The sequence below is a fragment of the Mucilaginibacter gossypii genome, assembly GCF_900100945.1.
Lineage (GTDB): Bacteria > Bacteroidota > Bacteroidia > Sphingobacteriales > Sphingobacteriaceae > Mucilaginibacter > Mucilaginibacter gossypii.
Window position 1 is genome coordinate 152,873 of sequence record NZ_FNCG01000005.1, and the last position, 22,431, is coordinate 175,303.

A 22,431-nucleotide genomic window follows, 5' to 3' on the forward strand; every position below is an offset into this window, starting at 1 on the left:
TTTCACCGATTTTTTTAAGCGGTGATTTCAATATTTTAACAGTGATGATTATTAATGGTTTATAAAGCTAAACGACCTTTTGCCTTTTGCCTTTCGCCTTTAACCTTCAACTTAGGCAAACCTTTTGCCTTTAACTTTTCGCCTTTAACCTATCTTTACACCTGCAAATAAAAGATTTTAAGCTTATAGTTCCTGATAAAAGCACAAATATGATTTAATTTGCTCAAATATTTGATTAATAATGACATTGGTAAGGGCAAAAAAACATTTAGGGCAACATTTTCTTACTGATAAAAACATAGCAGCAAAGATAGTGGACAGCCTGAAACCCGAAGGGCGTTTCGGCCATGTGCTTGAGGTGGGGCCGGGCATGGGTGTACTGTCTGATTTTCTGCTGCAAAAAAGCGAGTACGAAACATCACTCATTGATATTGATACCGAATCGTACGATTTTCTGAAAAAAAAATACCCGCAATTAGGTACCCGCCTTATCAATGCCGATTTTCTGGAGCTTGATTTTAAAAGCATTTTTCCCGAAAACTTTGCCATTATCGGTAATTTTCCCTATAACATCTCATCGCAAATACTTTTTAAGGTGCTTGACAACCGCCAGCAGGTGGTTGAGGTAGTGGGCATGTTCCAGAAAGAGGTTGCTGAACGTTGTGCCGCCAAACCAGGCAGCAAGGAATATGGTATACTCAGCGTGTTTTTACAAGCCTACTATAAAGTGGAATACCTGTTTACGGTGAAGGCCGGTGTATTTAATCCTCCGCCCAAGGTGCTTTCGGCAGTGATCAGGCTTACACGCAACGATAAACAAACACTTGATTGCGACGAGAAGCTATTTTGGCAGATAGTAAAAGCGGGTTTTAATCAGCGCCGCAAAACCCTGCGCAACGCCATATCGTCACTCATCAATAAAGAAAAACTGACTGATGAACCTGTCCTCGATCTGCGTGCGGAAAGATTGAGCGTAGAGGATTTTGTAAAACTTACTAACGCGGTTTCAGCGAGCAGGTAGGTAATCAACGTTCTGCGCCCTCTAAATCTCCCCCAAAAAGGGAAGACTTACAATGACGTCTCCATATTTTTAATCCGCTACTAAACCTGCAACTGCCGCTAAAAAATCAATGCTTATTCCCAAATCCAAACTCTCTGTATGAATTTGGTACGTCATCGGTATTGCTGAAGGCAAAGGTGAAAGTAGTACTCCAATTCTCATAGTCGGCTTTTTTATCCTGCGATGGTTCAACATGGGTTGAACTGACCATATATACCCCCTCCCGGCTCAGTTTAAAAAATACCAGGCCATTGCTGTCGCTCAATAATTTTTGCGGAACGATGGTGCCGTTCAAAGTACGCACATATTGCATCACCACAGCATCCTTCATGGGTTTGCCTCTAAAAAGCACCTGAGCGGTAACATCATCGCCATAGCTTGATTTATAGGGATTTTGTTGTATTACAATTTCATATTCCTCACCCAGGGGTTTATCAAAGTCCTTACCGTTAGCTTTATCAACAGAAATAAGGGTTTTGCTTGACTGGTGATACTTTTCAACAAAGTATTGCTGACTGCTGGCCCGGGCTTCTTCGGCCATTTTATCGAGGCCTTCACTTTCAAGTGCTCTGATAAATTTATTCCTTTCCGATTCTGTTTCATCATCCCTTACCAGTTCAAAAAGTGCAAGACCGGAGTTTTGCAGCTCATAGACAAGCAGACTGCTATCGGCAGAGTTACTGACTTTTGAAAGGTCCGTTTTCTTTGAGCCTTCATACAGCATAAATTTAGTTGCCTTTGCTGTGGCAAGTTTAAATTCATTTTCGGGTTTAAACTCGTTGCCGCTCAACAAATGCAGGTTAAGCTTATCGCCTTTGTGAACGTAAAAATTATGTGGCAATAAGAAAAAATCCTGCGAACTGGCCGCAAAGCCTATCATGAGCAGTAATATAATGATGAAAATAGAGGTGCGCTTCATAGTTTTTGGATAGTATCACCAAACATACAAAGTTTTAAAAACTTCAGTAGTTTTACGTTATGATTTTTGACAGGAAAAACCTCGATAATGATACTTTGCTGGAATTTTATAAAAAAATGCTGTTTCCGCGCATGGTTGAAGAGAAGATGCTGATCCTGCTGAGGCAGGGCCGCATTGGCAAATGGTTTTCGGGTATTGGCCAGGAAGCCATAGCAGTTGGCAGCGCCCTTGCTATGAATGCCGACGAATATATTTTGCCTATGCACCGCAACCTCGGTGTTTTTACATCGAGAAATATCCCCTTGTCGCGGTTAATGGCGCAATGGCAGGGCAAACCCTCGGGCTTTACTAAAGGGCGCGACCGCTCCTTCCACTTCGGTACCCAGGAGTATAAGATCATTGGGATGATATCCCATCTCGGTCCGCAGCTTGCCCTGGCCGATGGCATTGCCTTAGCGGATGTATTATCGGGTAAAAGAAAATCAACCCTTGTTTTTACAGGCGAGGGTGCCACCAGTGAAGGGGACTTTCACGAAGCACTTAACATAGCCTCTGTTTGGAAACTGCCGGTAATATTTCTGATCGAAAATAATGGCTATGCCCTTTCAACCCCAACCAACGAACAATATAATTGCCGCGAACTGGTTGATAAAGCCGTAGGCTACGGTATTGAAGGCCGCCGTATTGACGGCAATAACCTGCTTGAAGTTTATAACACCATAACCTCACTTAATAAAGCTATTCGTGAAAATCCGCGCCCTGTTTTGCTGGAATGTATGACCTTCAGGATGCGTGGCCATGAGGAAGCATCAGGCACCAAATATGTTCCCACTAATTTATTTGAGTGGTGGGCAGGAAAGGACCCGGTTACAAACTTTGAAAAGTACCTGATTACCGAAGGGGTTTTGTTTAAAGACATGATCACTATTGTCCGTAAGGAGTTCGCCGCCCTTATTGAAACCGAAATTGAAAAGGCTTATGCCGAAACAGATATTATACCGGATGTGGCCACCGAAGTGCAGGATATGTACAAGCCTTACAGCTTTCCTGCTGTACAGCCAAAATCATCGCCGGTTACCAGTAAGCGCTATATAGATGCCATTAGCGACGGGCTTAAACAAGCTATGCGCAAACACCCCAACCTGGTGATCATGGGGCAGGACATTGCCGAATACGGCGGCGCATTTAAAATTACCCAGGGCTTTGTTGAGGAGTTTGGTAAGGCCCGTGTACGTAACACCCCCATTTGCGAATCAGCAATTGTTGGTGCAGGCATGGGACTTGCGCTTAACGGCTACAAAGCTGTGGTTGAAATGCAATTTGCAGATTTTGTTACCTGCGGCTTTAACCAGGTTATTAACAACCTGGCCAAAACGCATTATCGCTGGGGGCAGGGGGTTGATGTAGTAATACGGATGCCCGCGGGTGCAGGTACCGGGGCAGGCCCCTTCCACTCGCAAAGCAATGAAGCCTGGTTTACCAAAACTCCCGGCTTAAAAGTGGTTTACCCGGCTTTTCCGGCAGATGCCAAGGGACTACTGCTTGCCGCTATTGACGATCCTAACCCGGTAATTTATTTTGAACACAAATACCTGTACCGCAGTATCAGCGCCGATGTGCCTGATAATGATGTAATGATAGAGATAGGCAACGCTAATGTGATTAAGCAAGGCGAAAAGGCCACTATAATTACATTTGGCCTTGGTGTACACTGGGCATTGGAGTATGCAGACAAACATCCCGATCAATCCGTAGAGATCATCGATCTGCGCAGTCTGCAGCCCTGGGATCAGGAAGCGGTGGAAACCAGCGTTAAGAAAACAGGCCGGGTGCTGATTTTGCATGAAGATACGCTTACCAATGGTTTCGGCGCCGAAATTGCAGCCCATTTGGCCGAACATTGCTTTAAATATCTTGATGCTCCTGTAATGCGTTGTGGTAGCCTCGATACGGCTATCCCCATGAATAAAGCCTTGGAAGATCAGTTTTTGGCCAAGGCGCGATTGGAAGAAAGCATGGAAAGGCTGCTGGCTTATTAGGCAGGGCCCCCGAGCTATACTTCTATTCCTTTAGGTTTCATGTCGCGCTGGGCAGCACCATTAAATATTTCGTTAACTCTTGATCTTAACTGATTATTGGCGATCAATTAGGGTATAATAAAAGACTATACTGCTTATCTAATTGCCTTTGGGTTTAAGTGAATCACAATTGAGTTTTTATAACAAGCATAACTATGGTTAATATTTTAAGCGTATAAATTATTTTTCAATAAAAAAGGATTGTTCAACGGGTATTGCTGTTTGCAGTTTAGGCTCACGATTGTTGCCATATTGCCAGGCTACCACGGTAACTTTTACCGGGAAACGGCTTCTCGGCGGAATAGCTGTAATATTTAATGTATTGCCTGATAGCTCCGCCGGGCCTTCTAATACATAAAACCCTACAGGCACCTGTGCATCTGAGCTGGCATCCAATTTTATTCCCTTTGCATGTGCCTTTTGGTTGGGGACCGGTAAAAACGTAATATGCTGTTCCCTCCCTGCTGTATTGTGTGGCGGCACAAGCATCTGTGATTGCTGTACGGCCGGTTTATACTCGGCATCTCCAGAATGGGTAGCAGCAAACCACAACTCATAACTATGCGGGTTCTCCCAAAAACCGGCCTGCGGGCTCAATCTGAAAGTGGAATCATTTAACTTAATAACCGGGCCTGTAATGCGGTTAATGGCAATAGGAGTATTCCCGGCAGCATGCCCTATAGCGGAACCAGCCGGCATGCCAGCCCAAACAGGTAAGCGGGGACTGCCCCCGGGCACCGTATCATAAAATGCAGCATGGAGTTTAAAAGTGATGCCATCGGCCTCTGGTTCAAATTTCAGGTTTACCTGCTGGTGCGTATTACGCTGTTCAACCATTTGGCCATGCTGTACATAACCTATTAACTGGGGTTTTTGATTGTGATGTCTTGCCTGGTAGGTTATTGTTGCCCGAGCTGTTTCTTCATCAAAATACCAGAAAGCTTTTGAAGCATCGCCCTTGTACCTGCCTACAGGTGCTGCATCCGCGGCGGGTAATTCATTATAACGCCATTTATCAACCAGCCAGCCGGTTTTTGTCGGATCGATATCAATCAATTTCGGAACAGTACCCGGAGGTACATTTTTTGGCAAGCGGTACTCCATGGCTTTTTTAATGTAGAAGGCCAGACAGCCGGTTTTTTCAGGCGTGGCAGCGAAATGCCCCTGCGCCGGGTTGGATAGCATACTCAACGGCAGCAGCGGATGTTCCTGTCTTTCTTTTAATCCCTCATCGCCCCAGGTGTTGGCAGCTTCGTATTCGCCCATTGTTTCTAAACAAGGGACATAATCCAGGCTTTGATCTTTACTCCAGATATCGGGAGCAAAAATGTTTCTTACATATGGCCATTGCCCGCTTACTGAGATGCAAGCAAGCGTACGCGAAGGGTTCCAGACACCGAAATAATAAGGCGCACTTGCCGCTGCCGAATGTCCAATAGGGATCACCGGCGCTGTTTTCAATTCGCTATAACCTGAAATATCAGCGAGGTCATTGATCAACGCGTTAAACTGATCTCCGGCTCTTTCGTTAAATAAAAACTTGAGATTGAAAGCTGGGCTAACCCAGATCTCCGCAACACCCAGGTTGCCCATCTCCCCTCTGAATTGAGGATCTTCCAATATGGATTGCTCCTCCATATTGTTTTGAGCGAATATGACGGCCTTCACTTGCTTACAGTTTGGCGATATCCATAAAAAAGCCCTTGACGGATCCCGCTTGGTACCAGCAGGCTTAACCGCCACCGACCATTGCCAAACAGCCGCCTGTGCTACCGGCAGATCCGCCAACATCAGCGAGCTTAAAAAAATAAAATAATGACAATACCTTTTCATGATTCTAATTCAATACAATTTTAGTATCGGTGCTTGCCGGCATATTAAAACACCATTGTTTATTGAAACCCTGATTTACCGGCTCGCCTTTTATCGTTACATTATTGAGTGTGATTGTATGGTGGGCAGATAATATGAGGGTTGATATAACTATCCGGGTGCTTTTCATTAATGTTTAACTTTATAAAGTTTAGCGCCGAATAAAAAGATCACCGCGTAGCAGATTATCGGAAGGTAATAAGCGTGAGCCACACTATGATTGGCTATCTGCCCCATTACCATTGGAAATACCGCGCCTCCTACTACTCCCATCGCTATAAAAGATGAAGCCTGTTGTGTATGACTGCCCAGGTTTTTGATCCCCAAGCTAAAAATGGTGGGGAACATAATGCTAAAAAAGAAGTTGATCATCAGCAGGGCGATGTATGATGTCCAGCCCAGGCTCTGTGCAACTATCAGGCACATTAAGATGCTGCCGCAGGCAAATGCCGCTAATAATTTATTGGGCGCTATATAAGTCATTAATGAAGTGCCCACAATACGCCCCAGCGCCATCATCCCCATAAAAATAATCATAAAGTAACCGGCCTTTTCATTACTGAAATGCATAATATCCACACCGTAGTTGATAAAATATGCCCAGGTGCCGGCCTGTGCCGCCACGTTAAAAAACTGTGCCGCAACTGCCCATACAAAATGCGAATGTTGATATAGTTTTTTAGATGGTTCCACGTCCACGTTAACCGCATCAGGATCGATGGCCGAAGTTTCTGCATGCGGATCTGTTAAAACCGGAATTTTTAAAAACATAAAAGCAACCGCTATAAGTATAATCACACAGCCGATAGCTACATACAGCGTTTTTACGGAAGTAAGATCGGTTGAATGTACCGTGTCCGAACCTAAAAGGAAATATGAACCAATGGCCGGACCGATCATGGTACCCACCGCGTTAAAAGTTTGCGCGAAGTTTACACGCTGGTCGCTCCGGCGCTGATCGCCCAGGGCGGCCGCAAAGGGATGCGCAACAGTTTCCAAAGTAGCCATACCGCAGCCCATAATAAATAAGGCTATCCTGAAAAAAGTAAATGAGGCCGCGTTGGCTGCAGGGACGAAAAGAAATAAACCCAGGGCAAATAAAATCAACCCCAGGATTACGCCCGGTTTATAACCAAACTTCTTTAAAAAATATCCTGCGGGGATACTCATAATAAAATAAGCCCCAAACACGGAGAACTGGATTAAGCCGGATTGAGATTTGGAGAGATTAAGCACATTTTGAAAATGCTTGTTCAGCACATCGCTCATGGAATGCAGTAAGCCCCACATTAAAAATAGCGAGGTTACAAATACAAAGGTCACGATGAATTTTTTCTCGGTAAAAGCTGGTTTATTGGTCATATTGTTGTTAAAATTAATTACCCGGATGATTGGCATTAAATAAGATATTAAGTCCTCGCCTGCTATCAAAAGCCGCAGCAGCACCCATCAGCGCCGCGTCTTCTCCCAATAAAGCTAATTTTATTTTTAAACTTTCAGCATATGCTGTTAACCTGGCGGTAAGTTCATCCAGAAACATGCCCGATGCTTTTGCAATATTGCCACCGATAACAATTACATCAGAACCTTCGGTTTGGATAATATCCCGGAGGAATAAAGAAAGGTTGACCGCAAACTCATCAAAGATGTTCCTGACCACAGCGCTGTGTTTGGACATTGATATCAGCGAACTCACTCCGGTAACGGACAGCCCGGTTGTTTCATGATATCGCCCTAAGAACCATCTTGTAGAGAAGTAATCATCTGCAATGCTATCTTTATAAGGTTCGCTGCCTAGGTTTAAATCTTTCACAATACCATCAACGCACAAAGCTGAACCAAACCCTGTGCCCAGCGTAAGCCCAAGAACCTTACGGGAGCCGGCGCCAGCTCCCGCCACAACTTCCCCTTGTAAAAATGCTTCGGCATCATTTCGGAACAGGATATCTGCAGCATCTATCCTGAGCTCTTCCGACAGGTATAACTTAATATTTAAACCATAAATGGCCTCATACTTATGCAGGTCTTTGATCAGTGAAATCCCATTTTCATAATCAAATGGGCCAGGCATGGCCAGGGCAACCTGCTGAGCCGGAGATCCGAATTTTTCATAAGCCTGTGTTAATGCTTCCGCCCAGGTTTTAAGTATTTCAGTTGCCGTTCCATGGGAGTCCACAGTTAACCGGGTACGGGTATCTTCAATGATCATCTTTTTTTCCAGATCGATGACCGCTGCTGTAATATGCGTACCGCCGATATCTGCACTGATTACATAATTATTTTTACGCTGTTGGCTCATGTATGATATATATATATGGATTATTTTTCCGGAGTGAGGTACACCGCCTCTCCGCCTGATGGCAGCAGGGCAAATTTTAATACTGTTTTACTATTAACACTTTTACTGCTGACCCTAACGTGCGTCTCAGTATTCACCGACGGGTCATCGCTGTAAATAGTCGCTTTATACTTTTTACCGGGTTCTAAAAAACTCAGATCAAGTTTAATTTCACGAGCATCATTGTTGGTGATAGTACCTACAAACCAATCTTTTCTGCTCCTGCGGGCTGTAGAAATGTATTCGCCGGGTATTCCCTGCACTATTTTTGTTTCGTCCCATGTGGTTGGGATCTTGTCCCAAAATTCCAGTTCGGGCTCATTATGCTCCGCCGAAGGCTTATCATACCAATACAGCGTTTGCAGCGGGCTGTAATAAATTGCGGCCAGCGCTAATTGATGGGCATGAGTAGTTTTAATACGTTTATTAAAATAACAGAAGGTATAATCGGCTGCTCCGGCAATATACCGTGTAAAAGGCAGCACGGTATTGTGCGTGGCATCGGGCATTTCCTCGTTACCACGGATCCCTTCGGCCGACATCAGGTTTGGCCAGGTACGCTGCTCGCCTGTTGGCCGCCAGTCGTCATGAATGTTTACCATGATCTGAGCAGCTGCCGCCTGCTGAATCGCCTTTTCCACCCAGGTTGTCCAGCGGTGGGAGCCTTGCTGTACGAAACCAAATTTTACGCCTTTTACACCCCATTTATGATAAACAGCAAATAAACTGTCACTTTGAGCTAATAAACCCTGCTGATTAACATATAACCAAACACCAACACCCTTATCCTTGCCATATTTGATTATACCAGGCAGGTCAAAATCAGGTATAGCAACCTTGGTAGCATCCGAGCTAAAGCTAAAAGCCGGTCCGTACCATTTCCAATCAAACAGAATATATTGCAGGTTATGCTTCACCGCGAAATCAATATTTGTTTTTGCATCATTTGTCGTCATGGCCATTACCCGCATGATTTTACCGGGTTTAATCCAATTGGTGTTGGCTATTGCCGATGGCTCATTAAGATTCAACATCATGTAATTATGTTCAATCAGGTCGCCCGGTTTTTCAGCTATCATGATTGCCCGCCATGGTGTGCCTACCGGCGAGATGAGCTGCGCCCCGCCAAACATAGAGGTTACCAGGGTAGATGGTTTATCGGCACTCAGTTTAAATTTGGTGCGCGCATAATCAATTAGCCTGGCTTCTGCCAGCGCTGCAAAAAGGCCATTAGGCAGTTCGATGGTTAACGGCCGTTCGCTTTCGCCGGGCCAGTTTTTTAGCGGCAGTTTGTAATATGGCGCTTGTGCCCAATTGGCAAACCAGGCTTGGGTGCCTTCAGGCAGGTGAAACTCGGTATTTTCTGCCCTGATGTTGTAGTAGGTTCCTTTAGGGTTTTCGGGGAAATAATAACGGAATGCTACCCCCTCGTTATAAACCCTTACCTGAACCTGCATCACATAAATGGGATTGTCATCCTTTACCAGCGTAATATTCATTGCGTTGTAATGATCACTAATCATAGCCCGCTCTCCGGTAACTGGTGCCCATGTGGTATCATGCCGGGAGGAATCAACGCCCGTGATCAACAGGTTTTCGCACCAGTTTTTATGCTGATCGACCTTCAATGCCATTGCTTTTTCTGAAAGATCATTATCCAGTTGCAGATCGAGGACTGACACCAGAATTACCGGCTTGTTTTTATAATCCAAGCTATAGTGCATCGTACGCTTCCCGGCTTCAGCTTTTTGACGGAACCTGAATATTATATTGTTATCCGGCGACCGAAGGCTAAGTACAGAATCTTTTATTCCCTGTCCCCGAACCACACTGATAAAGCAGCTTAACCACAAACCCGTAATCAATATTATTGCGTTTTTTTTCATGTCAGATAGTATTTATCCAGATAAGACAAATAATTTCATGATTTATAATCATATGAAAAGCAATTAGCAGCAATAATTACAAAGAGGATTCGGATCTTACTAAGAGATAGTATGTTACAGATAAGTAAGGGTAGATAAATAGGAGCTAAAAAAGTGGGAGCCCGACATGTGCGAACATGTGCCGATTGAACCGGCCACTTTTAACCACCCGTTGGGGCCTTCAAGGTTGAATTTCGGCCAGGGTATGATTCCCCTTCCGGCCGGTTCATAAAACTCTCATCTTAAAATGCCGGGGCTTGTCATAAACTCTTCAACGTTGCAAAGACTTAAGTGGGTGTAACGCTGTTAACTGCCCGGCTTTTATCCTTGCCCGATAGGGAAAGTAATGGACAACGGCACTACCGCTGCTCCCGGAATGAAAATAATTTGATAAGCTCTTACGCAGCATTCGAAATATACTTCACCAGGCTTCTTTTGGCCACCGGCAGCAGCGTTTGTTCAAGCGGAAAAGTGATATCGCTGCGTACATAATAAACCGCAGGATTGGGCATAAACTTGTTACGGTTTATGAGATGCAGTTTAATGCTTTCTGGGGTATTGGTAATACTTTGCTCGTAGGCATCAATAAAAGCTACGTTAATGCCGCGGTATTTATCATCCTTGCCTTCAAAAATAGTGATCTGGTACTCGTAGATCCGGTTGGTGCGTTCCTTGCCATTCTGTAACGAAAAATAACCGTGATAAGGCATTAGAGGGGTAATGCCCACCGGATCGATATTCACATGGCTTTCTACAAAATCATAAATATCCCTGCCGGTTTTTATAGCCGGGTCCATTTTGCCTAAGGCATAGGTAATGATCTGCTCTATCTCCTGCATGCTTTGATCATCCATAATGATCTTTTGATAAGTAAGCTTTACCGCGTCGATATCAGCCTGTGTTAAGCGTTGAGGAAAAGCCTGCTGTAACAGCGATTTATTCTTTTTAAAATCGATGAGGTTGCTGTAATGAAATATCAGGTCGGCCAGGTTGGGATATAACCGGCTGTTATCAAAGTGACTGTTAATCTCCTGAAGGTAACTTAACAGGATATATTTTTTGTATTCAAAATCAATATGACCTTCAATAAACCAGTTTGCGCCTAATTGCCTCATTTTTTCGCCTCCTTTTGATAGCTTAAATTAAACAAAAAACACCAACTTTGCAATATGCCCTATGGAACCCTTTATTTAATTCCTGTACCGCTGGCCGATGACGCGGCTGCAAAATCATTTACACCATACCTTACTGATACCATAAACAGTATCAAAGAGTACATCGTGGAGAATGAAAAAACCGCCCGTCGCTTTTTAAAAGAGGCCGGCTTGAAAACCCCGCAAAGCGAGCTGGTAATCCATGATTATGGCAAGCATAACCGCGACATGGGCAAGGCTGACTTTTTTAAAGGCCTGCAAGCAGGTAATGACGTTGGGCTGATGAGCGAAGCTGGCTGTCCGGGTGTTGCTGATCCCGGTGCTGAAATTGTGGATAAAGCCCACCGCATGGGCATTAAGGTTATACCCCTGGTTGGGCCAAGCTCTATTTTGCTGGCGCTGATGGCTTCGGGCTTCAGCGGACAAAGTTTTGCATTTCACGGCTATTTGCCCATTGATAAGGTGCTTCGTGCTAAAAAGATCAAAGAGCTGGAAAGCACAGCCATAAAGCTTGATCAAACCCAAATGTTTATCGAGACACCTTTCCGCAATAACCCCATGCTTGAGGAGATCCTGAAAGCGGGTAATCCCAAAACCAAGCTTTGCATTGCCTGCGACCTTACCTCCGCAACCGAGTTTGTGCAAACCAAAACCATTGCCGAATGGCAAAAGAAAGTGCCTGATCTGCACAAACGCCCAACAATCTTTTTACTTTATCACGGCAATAAATGACCATAAGCCAGCAGCATACCCCGGTTGTAATAGTGGGCGCCGGTCCGTCAGGTTTGATGATGGCCGCCCAGCTTTTACGCCATGGTGTTCAGCCGGTAATTATTGATAGCAAGCAGGGGCCAACCACGCATTCAAAGGCGCTTGCCGTTCAGGCACGGTCTATGGAGATTTACCGGCAGATGGGCATCATCGATAAAGTGCTCAATGATGGTAAACGGGGAGGAGGTGTACAGTTTAACCAGGACGGTGAAGAGGTTGCCAGTCTTTCGCTTGCCAATGTTGGCGAAATGCAAACGGTTTTTCCATTTATCCAGATGTACCCGCAGAGCAAAAATGAGCGGTTATTATTGGATTTTATTACCCTCAACTGCTGCCCGGTATACTGGAACACATCGCTGCTGTCACTAAGCCAGGATACCGGTAAGGTAACATTGAAGCTGCAAAGCGGCGAGGATAAACAAACCATTACCTGCGATTGGCTGGTTGCGGCAGATGGTGCCCATAGCACCGTGCGCAAGCAACTGAGCATTCCTTTTAATGGCGATACCTACCAACACCAATTTTATTTGGCCGATATAAAAATAGAGGCCGACTTTGGCGATAAGGTTAACCTGTTCCTCTCAAAAAAAGGTTTCGCGGGCTTTTTCCCCATGCCTGATGAACGGAGCTATCGTGTGGTAGGCAACCTGCCCGATGAGTTTGATAAAAAAGACGAGCTTCAAATTGAAGAGGTGTTACCTCATTTGCGGAATGTAACCCAACAACAGATCATTGTTGAACATACCAACTGGTTCACTACCTACCGTCTGCATCACCGCATGGCCGATAAATTCAGGCAGCAGCGCTGCTTTTTAATTGGTGACGCCGCGCATATCCACTCGCCGGTTGGCGGACAGGGGATGAATACCGGCTTGCAGGACGCCAATAACCTGGCCTGGAAACTGGCAGGTGTGGTTAATAACCAGCTTAAGGTATCGGTGTTAGATAGCTATGCGCAGGAAAGGATGCCGGTAGCAAAAGAGCTCCTTAATACTACCGACAGGATCTTTAAAATGATCCTGTCGCGTAACTGGTTCATTAACTTACTGAAGAAATATTTGCTGCCTGTTGTTTTAAAATGGGTATGGAGTAAACCCAACCTTCGCGAAGCCTTTTTTAAACGGGTATCGCAAACCGGTGTCTCCTATCGCGATAGCGCCATAAACCTTAACTTAAGCCATGCCAGCCACATCAAAGCAGGCGACAGGCTACCTTATCTCAAAGTTTTCGACGAAAAACGGGAGGTGGAAACCGATCTGCATGAATGGTGCAATAAACCGGGTTTTACGCTCATCTGTTTAGGCAAGCTCAAAGAGCTCGACCTGTTTACCATCGCCAAATGGATAACCCAAAACTATGGGGCCAGTCTCAACTTTTTTTACCTGCCGCCTTCGACAAAAAATCAACACATTTTCGATGCTTTCGCCATCAAAGAAAACCAAAAAAAAGCACTCATCACCCGTCCGGATATGCATATCGGTTTTTTAAATGATGTGGTCGATATTGATATGATGGATAATTATTTACTGAATGTAGTGGGGGTGAAGCCGATCATCGTTCATGGTTCATAGATCATGATTGCCTGCGAATTGTTCCTGCCTGCGTATTTTCGCCATGAACTATGAACCATCAACCATGAACTAATAAACCACCATCACCCAGCCGCTCATTACATTCCCATTCTTTAAATCTATCACATAATAATAAGTTCCTGACGGAATACCCTGGCCGTTAGATCTGCCATCCCAGGCTTCAGGATAGCCTGTGCTTTTAAACAACAGGCCGCCATAGCGGTTAAATACCTGCGTTGTCGAGGTTGGGTAAGTATTCAGCGCCTCTATTGCCCAGGTATCATTAACCCCGTCACCATTGGGTGTAAAAGTATTGGGAATAACTACTTTTTTATAAACACGTACAAATACCTGGTCGGTTGCTTCGTCACCGCAGCCTGAGTTTGATACCACATGCAGGGTGTAGGTGATATCTTCCATTGGTGCAGCTGTAGGCGTAAGTTCAAGGCTGCTGCTCAGGTTATCGGTCGGCGTCCAGTAATAGCTTACGTTGGTTCCTTTGGTGCTGCCGTTAAGTGTTGTTGACTGGCCCTGAGTAATGTACCTGTTGGGCCCGGCATTGGCCATAGGCTTTTTTATAACATCTACTTGTACTGTGGCTGTCGAGGTACAAGTGCCGTTACTTACTGTTACAGTATAAAGTGTATTATCTGTTGGGCTGGCTACCGGGTTAGCGATACTGGCATCTGAAAGGCCCGTTGCCGGCAACCATGAATAGGTTGAGCCTCCGCTGGCGTTTAATGTAACCGAACTCCCCTCGCAAATTGGCTCAACCGCATCAACAGCAGCAACAGGTTGGGCGTTCACTACAACCGGCACGGTTGCTGTGACTTCGCATCCCGAGGATGATTTAACCGTAACCGTGTATGTACCCGCTGCTGCAGCAGTAACGTTATCGATAGTTGGGCTTTGAATGGCCGATGTAAAACCATTTGGCCCTGTCCATTGATAACTCACCCCGGTTGATGCACTTAGCGTTAACGTTGTGCCTGCGCAAACCGGTGTATTGGCCGTTGCTGTTGATTGAGGCGGTGCGCCAACCGTAAGTGTAAGCACATTTGATGCTGACCGGCAAAGTGCCGAATTAATATTACCCGCCTGCGCCGTTACTGCCCGGTAGTAATAAGTACCAGCCACTGACGGCGATGTTATCTGGTAACTTGAACTGGTGCTGTTTGCTCCGGTAAGATCCGTCCAGGCCCCACTGCCGTTTTTGTATTGCCATAAAACGGTATAGCCACTGGGGATGGTTGTGTTGAGTGTATAGGTTTGCGGAACATCTGAACAGGCCGATGCTGTATTGGCTGAGCTTGAAGTGCTGAAGCTGGCCTCTATCACAGGGCCATAAGGCCTGAAAACAATATCATCAATGGCAAGGTCATTGGCAGGGGCACCGCCGGCGCTGTTATTGATCATTTTGATCACGACATCGCCGACACCAGCCGGTAGTGTAAAATTGAACGACTCCTGCACCCATTGATAATTGTTGCTTGTACGGGCAATGGTGCCGGTATTAAAGCTTTGAATAATTGTTCCATCAGTTTTTTCGATGGCGAAAGTGATGTTAGGCGGGCTGATATCATTGCTTCTTAACAAATTCACCACCCAGGCCGAAAACTGGTAGGTGGTATTGGAACATAAACCGGTAATGGCGCGCTTATAAAAATAATCGGTTTTGGATACGCTGGCATTTACCACCATCATATAGCCGCCTGTATTGCCTGTATGGTCTGTGGCCGACCACCAGACATTGCCTGCACCCGCGGTAGTGTTTTCAATGGTATAAGAGCCGTCGCTGGGGAAATTGGCACTGCTATATGTATAACTGGTTGAGCCCGAATCTGCAGGCAAGGCACCAGAATGTGTTGAACTGCCTGAGCCAAAGGTGATGCTCACCACAGGATCGCCGAGGCTTTGCGCGTTTGTTTTACGAACTAATAAAATGAGAAAAAAGCTGATTAGGGGGAGTAACTTTTTTGCTTCCAACGGAGTACTGTTTTTAAAAAAGCGCCTGCATGTAACTACTAACACACAGACGCTACTATCGCAACTATTATGAAAAGGGGTACTAATAAACCATTTATGGGGTTATAATTGGTTTATGATATAAATATGGGGGCAAAGCCGGTTTTTATCAATAATGTATCGATGAATAGCGCTTTTGTATTGGTGAATGTAAAAAGGATTGGAAAAAAGTTTAAACCGCCTGTAAATAACCAGGTAATCAGTACCTGATCCGTTTGGATAGCTGTAAACAGGGCAGCTCCACCATGCGATAAAACAGGTAAGCAAAACTGATACTCACAGCAATGCCTGTTAAAAACTCAAACGCCCTGAATCCAAATGTTTTTGGCAGGTGCATACCCATAAAAGCTACAAGACTACTCCCAACAACATCATGAGTAAGGTATAGCGAAAAAGAGATTTTGGAAAAAAAGGCAATAGCAGGGTGGCGCTTTAAAGGCAGTATTAAAAGGACAAGTGCCAGAAGGCCGGCAACCATAGGAAGCCACCCTGCACTATAAAAACCAATGGCAGTTACAGCTACGCCATATATCAAAACTTCAGTTAACCCTCTTTTACCTGTTAGGTACAGGTAATATAATATCCCAAGAGCAAAAAACGGAAAAACGTTTAACAGTGTTGATCCGGGCACGGGTATAAATAAAGGCAGTAAGCAAATCAGGGGCAGGGAGATGGCGCCCCACTTTTTTATAATAATTGGAAAGAAAACACCGATGAACAGGTAATATTGAAACTCAATCCCCAGCGTCCAGTAAACGGGGTTCAAATAAGGGCGACCAATAAAATTGTTGATATAAGCTAAGTGGGTTAATATGTTACTGATATCGGGCCGGTAATTTGTGTTTAATAAATACCCGGCCAAAATGGTCAATAATATGGAGGCTATGTAAGGGGGCTCAATGCGTGTTATTCTTTTTAAAATGTATTTGGGGAATAAGGCCCAGCTATAATTTTCAGGAATAGCCCAGCAAATTATAAAACCGGATAACAGGAAAAACATCTGCACGCCCAGCCAGCCATAGTGTAAGCCGGGCAATGATTTGCCGCCAAGATGAAACAAAGCTACCGCCAATGAAGCTATTGCCCTGATATAATCAACCTGCTGAATATGTTGCCTTGTTTTATTGTTTGCTAAAGTCATTTATATAAAAGCCAAATGCGTAAAGCTTAAAGCCAATTGATTAATATTATTGATAAGCCGATTAAGAGAATTGCGCTCATTTTACTTCTGTTTTGACCAGTTGCGTGCAAAATCATTGTAGCTTTCGCTTACCGGGAGCTCAACATTTGTAAGCCGCACCTTACGGTTTTGGATAGACCGGATCTTATTAACAGGTACGATATAGCTGCGGTGAATGCGCTGAAATTTGGCGGAGGGCAATTTCTCCAATACCTTTTTCATGGGTATCAGCGTAAGGACGGTTTTATCATTAGTGATATGGATCTTGATATAATCCTCCATACTTTCAATATATTCAATAGTATCCAGGTCTATTTTAACCATGCGGTATTCGGAGTATACATACAGGCTTTCGTCAGTTTCGTCGTCGGCGGGCTTATTTTTGTACTTGTAATAATCAATGGCCTTTTCAACGGCTTTGGTAAAGCGTTTAATATCTATCGGTTTTAAAATATAATCAATCGCTTCCAGTTCAAAACCCTCATACGCAAACTTTTTATAGGCGGTAGTAAATATTACCATGGGTTTTGCCTGCAAAGAGCGCACAAGCTCAATGCCGGTAACATCGGGCATGTTGATATCAACAAAAAGAAGATCTATTGGGGTGTTTTTTAAAAATTCGGCGCCGGTTATAGCATCTTCAAAAGTATTAACCATTTGCAATGCCGGGAAGCGTGATACATATTCGCTTACAAGCCTTAAGGCCAGCGGTTCATCATCAATGGCGATACATTTAAGCACCATAATTTAAGTTTGTAAAGTAAGTTGAACAATATACTCATTATTCAGGCTGCTTATATTTAACAAATGCTTGCCGGAATATAAATATTCCATGCGCTGTTTGATGATGTTTATGCCGATGCCGGTACCCTGGTAATCTCTTTGCCGTACACCAAAGACCCGGTTTTTGCAGTAAAATGAAATATTGCGCTCATTAATATTAATCCTGCTATAAATAGCAGCAGGTTCGCGCTTGCTTACGCCATATTTGTACTGGCCCGGGGGTATTTAAAAAAACAGTGGAAAGGCTATGAACAGTCTTAAGTTAAAAGTCTATGGTTCTAAGTCGCAAGGTAGTATACAGATCAACACTTCAGACTTTCGACTTCTGACTCAAAACTTACCCATGAATAGTTTCACTCTTACCGTAGTTCTGAATTACCTGGGCTTCATATTCCAGAAATTGTTTCCAGCGGGCTTCAACATCAATTTCTTCAGCGTATTTTTTGGCCAGCCGAATAAACATGGAGTAGTGGGTTGCTTCGCTTACCATTAGTTCGTGGTAAAAAGTGGCCAGTTGTTCATCATTAATATTTTCGGACAGCACTTTGAAGCGTTCGCAGCTCCTGGCCTCTATCATGGCCGAAAACAGCAGCCTGTCAATTAGCTGGGCTTCGCGGCCACCGCCGGTGATGATAAATTTTCTGAGCTCGTTCACATAGTTATCCTTCCGCTCGCGGCCGAGGATATAACCGCGTTCCAATATAATATCATGTACGCGTTTAAAATGATCCATTTCTTCCTGCACCAGCAGGGCCATTTCCTGTACCAATTCGCTCAGGTTTGGGTTTTGAACAATAAGGGTAATGGCATTGCTGGCAGCCTTTTGTTCACAAAAAGCATGATCGGTCAAAATTTCTTCAATATTGCTCTCTACCACGTTTTTAACCCAAAGCGGATCGGTAGGCAACTGCAGTTTTAGGATGGTTTTCTCACTCACAGTACAAAGATAGTTTTTGGAGGTGAAAGGTTAAAGGCGAAAGGTAAAAGGTATTTTTACCGTGGAAATAAAAAAATGAAGACCATCTTTATGGGATAGCCTTCGTTATTGGCGCTTGATCCGGTATGAGTACCGGTTGCCGTGTTTAGCACATCATGCCGGCAGTAAAAACCATACCAGCAAGGTTTTTCTATAGCATTAGTTAAATCAACTAAAACTAAGCAGATCAATTGTAAATACCAAAACCGAATTTGCGGGGATGCTTCCGGCCGCACTATTGCCGTAGCCTTCTCTTGAGGGAATCACCAAAATAATCCGACCGCCGGTTTTGACATACGGCAGGCCCGATTGCCAACCCTTAATAAGGCCCTGCAGGCTTTGGTTTATGGTGCCCGAGTCAAATGTAGTTCCATCCAATAGTTTGCCGGTATAGGTTACTTTAACGGTCGAGTTAGTGGTTGGATTTGCACCTGTTCCCTGGGTTACTATCTTGTAATAAACACCAGATCCATCAGCTGTAGCATGAAAAGCAGTGTCGGTACCGACATAAGCTTTAATTGCGGCATCATCCGTGGCTGCCTGTTTTGAGGCATCGAATTTGTCTTTTGAGCACGAGGTTAGGATCACCAATGGGGCGAATACGAATAATAGAAATTTCTTCATTAGTTAATAGTTCTGTTTCTGTTTGGATTAATTTGACGCGCAAAAGCTACAGAACGCTACAATAATTGAAATTATTTTGGGAAGATTAGTTAAATTCTGTTAAATCGACAGTGAACACCAATACCGAATTTTCGGGGATGCGGCCTACGCCATTGGCACCATAGGCAAGGCCCGAGGGTACAATGAGCAATATGGTGCCGCCCGCTTTTACCAACGGGATGCCTATTTGCCAGCCTTTAATCAAACGGTCTAACGAGCTTGAAAAACCGCTTGCTTTATCAACTACCATATCATTTAACAATGCGGCGGTATAATTTACAGTGACCAACGAATTTTCGTTAGGATTCCTCCCCTTACCTTCGGATAAAACCTGGTAATAAATACCGGAGGGGTGTTTCTGCACTTTGATCTGAGGGTTGGCCTTCAGGTAAACGCGTATCAGCGAATCATCTGTTTTGGCTTGTTTAGCACGGTTTAATTTCGCTGAGTTATCACATGACATTATCAGTGTAATAATAACCGCGCTTAGCAATAGAACGTATTTTTTCATGAAGGAGGGCAAATAAAAGCCCCCTTTGCAATAAAGGAGGCTCAGTGTATGTTTTGGGTTGGTTAAACCGTTGTTTTTATTTTTAGTTCGGTCATTTGTGCTTCGGCAATGGTTGATGGTGAATCGATCATCACATCGCGGCCCGAATTATTTTTAGGAAATGCGATCACATCGCGAATTGAATCCAAACCTGCAAATATCGATGCCAAACGATCGAAACCAAATGCTATACCACCATGCGGAGGTGCTCCATATTCAAAAGCATCCATCAAAAAGCCAAACTGTTTTTGTGCTTCCTCCGGCGAGAAACCAAGGTGCTTGAACATCAATGATTGCAAGCCGCGGTCGTGGATCCGGATAGAGCCGCCACCAATTTCGGTACCGTTGATCACCAAATCATAAGCATTGGCACGTACAGCTCCCGGTTCGGTATCCAGCATGGCAATATCCTCTGGTTTGGGTGAAGTGAACGGATGGTGCATGGCATGATAACGGCCGCTTTCTTCGTCCCATTCCAGCAACGGGAAGTCAACAACCCATAGTGGTGCAAAAGTATTTTTATCGCGCAGGCCTAAACGGTTGCCCATTTCCAAACGTAGCTCATTCAGTTGTTTGCGTACTTTATCGGCACCACCGGCCAGGATCAGCATCAAATCGCCTTTTTCGGCATTGAAAGCAGCGGCCCAGTTGGTCAGCTCATCTTCATTATAGAATTTATCGACTGATGACTTCAGAGTACCATCCTCATTGTAACGGCAGTATATCATGCCGGTTACACCGATTTGCGGGCGTTTTAACCACTCGGTAAGCTCATCAACCTGTTTACGGGTATAACCTGCGCAGCCTTTGGCGTTGATGCCAACAACCAGTTCTGCATTGTCAAAAATGCTAAATCCTTTGCCTTTAACAATGTCATTCAGCTCAACAAACTCCATCCCAAAACGCAGGTCGGGTTTGTCAGATCCGTATAAACGCATAGCATCTGAATACAACATGCGCGGCAGTTCAACCAAATCAATACCTTTTACAGTTTTGAACAGGTGACGGGTAAGGCCTTCAAAAATATTCAGGATATCTTCCTGGCTCACAAACGAAAGCTCGCAGTCGATCTGCGTAAACTCTGGCTGGCGGTCGGCACGCAAATCCTCATCCCTGAAACATTTTACTATCTGGAAGTAACGGTCAAAGCCGCTTACCATCAATAATTGCTTAAAAGTTTGGGGCGATTGCGGGAGGGCGTAAAATTCACCTGCGTTCATGCGGCTTGGCACCACAAAGTCACGCGCGCCTTCTGGAGTCGATTTGATCAGTACCGGGGTTTCAACCTCGATAAAATCAAGCTCATCTAAATATTTACGCACTTCCTGCGCCATTTTGTGGCGAAGCACCAGGTTGTTGCGGATAGGGTTACGGCGCAGGTCGAGGTAGCGATATTTGGCACGCAGTTCCTCGCCGCCATCGGTTTCGTCCTCAATCAGAAACGGCGGCAGCTTGGCGGCATTAAGCACTTCAATATCAGTAACGGCAATTTCAATTTCGCCGGTTGGGATTTTGGTATTCTTGCTGGCCCGTTCAATTACATCACCGGTAACTTTGATCACAAACTCACGACCAAGCCCGCGGCTTTTTTCGCGCAAGGTAGCATCTGTATCTGTGTTAAATATCAATTGGGTTAAACCATAACGGTCGCGCACGTCGATGAAAGTGGTACCGCCCAAATCGCGCGATTTTTGTACCCAACCGCATAAAGTAACGGTTTGGCCTAAATGGCTGATATTTAATTCGCCGCAGGTATGAGTTCTAAGCATAACAATGTTTTATAAAAGTCTGCAAAAGTACATTTTTGAGGCGAAAGGAGAAAGGTAAAAGGAGAAAGGTAAGAAAAGAACAGGCCATCATTAATTTTTATTGAAAGGATCGGGATATTTTGGTGTTTGATAGCCCATTCTTTTTTTCAATAGCTTTATCCTTTTGAGCCATCTTTTGATATCCGCTGCAAACCTTTCTAAATCAAAGTCATCAAATTTGTATTTGGCAATTATTGCAATTGTTTCAGAAGCAAGACGTTCCGTGATTATTTTTTCTCTTTCGTCGTTTTCTATCTTGATAAATTCATTGTAATCAAGCATTATATCCATATAAAGCAATTTCTCTTTTTTTGAATGCCTGATTCGTTGCTTGAAATTAAGTTCCGGATCTCTGCACATGAAAACTACTACAACCCCATTAAGAGAAGTGCCATAATTTCTTTTTTCGAAAAACTCTGTATATCCAAAGTCTGAAAGAGTATGAAGAACTTTATCAACCCTCGTTTCCCAATTAGTATCACTTAACAGGCTAAATTTCATAACTACCGGGGTTGTTTACTATTATAATGTGATTAAGGTTTATCGAAAATAAGTATCTTATCCTATAAATCCGAAGTTCCGCATCCAAAATCCGAAATCAAAACATATCTTTGCCTCAATAATTCTCAAGGGGTGCCTTGCTTTGGTTGCAAAACAAACTGCAGATTGTTCACCAAACTGAAAGACGGGCTGAGATCATACCCAGGGAGTAAGTCAATAAGTACTAAGTTTTAAGCCTTAAGTCAAAGCGACTTTGG

Annotated in this window: 19 protein-coding genes; 4 read left to right on the forward strand and 15 right to left on the reverse strand. The window is 44.3% G+C overall.

Going from position 1 to position 22,431, the window contains the following annotated elements; genetic code table 11:
* Positions 1-241: 241 nt before the first annotated feature.
* Positions 242-1,021 carry a 16S rRNA (adenine(1518)-N(6)/adenine(1519)-N(6))-dimethyltransferase RsmA gene (rsmA, locus tag BLS28_RS12375; RefSeq protein ID WP_091167303.1) on the forward strand — a complete coding sequence of 260 codons (780 nt, stop codon included), beginning with the start codon at positions 242-244 and terminating at the stop codon, positions 1,019-1,021.
* Positions 1,022-1,127: 106 nt separating this feature from the next.
* On the opposite strand, the gene BLS28_RS12380 is transcribed toward rsmA, so the two are convergent.
* Positions 1,128-1,979 carry a DUF4198 domain-containing protein gene (locus BLS28_RS12380; RefSeq protein WP_090532114.1) on the reverse strand — a complete coding sequence of 284 codons (852 nt, stop codon included), beginning with the start codon at positions 1,977-1,979 and terminating at the stop codon, positions 1,128-1,130.
* Between the two features lie 59 nt (positions 1,980-2,038).
* Here BLS28_RS12380 and BLS28_RS12385 point away from each other — a divergent pair, with 59 nt between their 5' ends.
* Entirely contained in the window at positions 2,039-4,018 is a 1,980-nt protein-coding gene (locus BLS28_RS12385) for an alpha-ketoacid dehydrogenase subunit alpha/beta (protein WP_091167307.1), read from the forward strand.
* A gap of 219 nt (positions 4,019-4,237) precedes the next feature.
* Here the strand turns inward: BLS28_RS12385 and BLS28_RS12390 are convergent, their stop codons facing one another.
* The 6 genes from BLS28_RS12390 to BLS28_RS12410 form a co-directional block, all read right to left on the reverse strand.
* Entirely contained in the window at positions 4,238-5,890 is a 1,653-nt protein-coding gene (locus BLS28_RS12390) for a hypothetical protein (RefSeq protein WP_091167310.1), read from the reverse strand.
* 4 nt (positions 5,891-5,894) lie between these two features.
* Complete coding sequence (locus tag BLS28_RS30800) at positions 5,895-6,059, reverse strand: hypothetical protein (protein ID WP_176844443.1); 165 nt, start codon at positions 6,057-6,059, stop codon at positions 5,895-5,897.
* Complete coding sequence (gene fucP, locus BLS28_RS12395) at positions 6,059-7,291, reverse strand: L-fucose:H+ symporter permease (protein ID WP_091167639.1); 1,233 nt, start codon at positions 7,289-7,291, stop codon at positions 6,059-6,061. Before fucP ends, BLS28_RS30800 begins: the two co-directional genes overlap by 1 nt.
* A 13-nt stretch (positions 7,292-7,304) precedes the next feature.
* Entirely contained in the window at positions 7,305-8,228 is a 924-nt protein-coding gene (locus BLS28_RS12400; RefSeq protein ID WP_091167313.1) for an ROK family protein, read from the reverse strand.
* Between the two features lie 20 nt (positions 8,229-8,248).
* Positions 8,249-10,153 carry a glycoside hydrolase family 97 protein gene (locus BLS28_RS12405; protein ID WP_091167315.1) on the reverse strand — a complete coding sequence of 635 codons (1,905 nt, stop codon included), beginning with the start codon at positions 10,151-10,153 and terminating at the stop codon, positions 8,249-8,251.
* 437 nt (positions 10,154-10,590) lie between these two features.
* Positions 10,591-11,307 carry a hypothetical protein gene (locus tag BLS28_RS12410; protein WP_091167317.1) on the reverse strand — a complete coding sequence of 239 codons (717 nt, stop codon included), beginning with the start codon at positions 11,305-11,307 and terminating at the stop codon, positions 10,591-10,593.
* Between the two features lie 54 nt (positions 11,308-11,361).
* Here BLS28_RS12410 and BLS28_RS12415 point away from each other — a divergent pair, with 54 nt between their 5' ends.
* On the forward strand, positions 11,362-12,078 hold the full coding sequence (locus BLS28_RS12415; protein WP_091167319.1) for an SAM-dependent methyltransferase: 717 nt from the start codon (positions 11,362-11,364) through the stop codon (positions 12,076-12,078).
* Entirely contained in the window at positions 12,075-13,688 is a 1,614-nt protein-coding gene (locus tag BLS28_RS12420; RefSeq protein WP_091167321.1) for an FAD-dependent oxidoreductase, read from the forward strand. The genes BLS28_RS12415 and BLS28_RS12420 overlap by 4 nt, the downstream gene beginning before the upstream one ends.
* A 69-nt stretch (positions 13,689-13,757) precedes the next feature.
* Here BLS28_RS12420 and BLS28_RS12425 read toward each other — a convergent pair whose 3' ends face one another.
* From BLS28_RS12425 to BLS28_RS12460, 8 genes are all read right to left on the reverse strand, one after another.
* The gene (locus BLS28_RS12425) at positions 13,758-15,674 is read right to left on the reverse strand and encodes a T9SS type B sorting domain-containing protein (RefSeq protein WP_091167323.1); all 1,917 of its coding nucleotides are present in this window, start codon (positions 15,672-15,674) and stop codon (positions 13,758-13,760) included.
* A 238-nt stretch (positions 15,675-15,912) separates the two neighbouring features.
* Positions 15,913-16,854 (reverse strand): acyltransferase family protein, encoded by a 942-nt coding sequence (locus BLS28_RS12430; RefSeq protein WP_091167326.1) that lies wholly within the window; start codon positions 16,852-16,854, stop codon positions 15,913-15,915.
* 81 nt (positions 16,855-16,935) lie between these two features.
* Entirely contained in the window at positions 16,936-17,637 is a 702-nt protein-coding gene (locus tag BLS28_RS12435) for a LytR/AlgR family response regulator transcription factor (protein WP_091167329.1), read from the reverse strand.
* 376 nt (positions 17,638-18,013) lie between these two features.
* Complete coding sequence (locus BLS28_RS12440) at positions 18,014-18,613, reverse strand: MiaE family protein (protein ID WP_218134403.1); 600 nt, start codon at positions 18,611-18,613, stop codon at positions 18,014-18,016.
* Between the two features lie 207 nt (positions 18,614-18,820).
* Positions 18,821-19,276, reverse strand: coding sequence for an FKBP-type peptidyl-prolyl cis-trans isomerase (locus BLS28_RS12445; RefSeq protein WP_091167332.1), 456 nt, complete (start codon positions 19,274-19,276; stop codon positions 18,821-18,823).
* Between the two features lie 85 nt (positions 19,277-19,361).
* The gene (locus tag BLS28_RS12450) at positions 19,362-19,826 is read right to left on the reverse strand and encodes an FKBP-type peptidyl-prolyl cis-trans isomerase (RefSeq protein WP_091167334.1); all 465 of its coding nucleotides are present in this window, start codon (positions 19,824-19,826) and stop codon (positions 19,362-19,364) included.
* A 62-nt stretch (positions 19,827-19,888) separates the two neighbouring features.
* Entirely contained in the window at positions 19,889-21,634 is a 1,746-nt protein-coding gene (gene aspS / locus BLS28_RS12455; protein ID WP_091167337.1) for an aspartate--tRNA ligase, read from the reverse strand.
* A 90-nt stretch (positions 21,635-21,724) separates the two neighbouring features.
* A complete protein-coding gene (locus tag BLS28_RS12460) occupies positions 21,725-22,174 on the reverse strand; it encodes an Imm44 family immunity protein (RefSeq protein WP_091167339.1) in 450 nt (149 codons plus the stop codon).
* Positions 22,175-22,431: the final 257 nt, after the last annotated feature.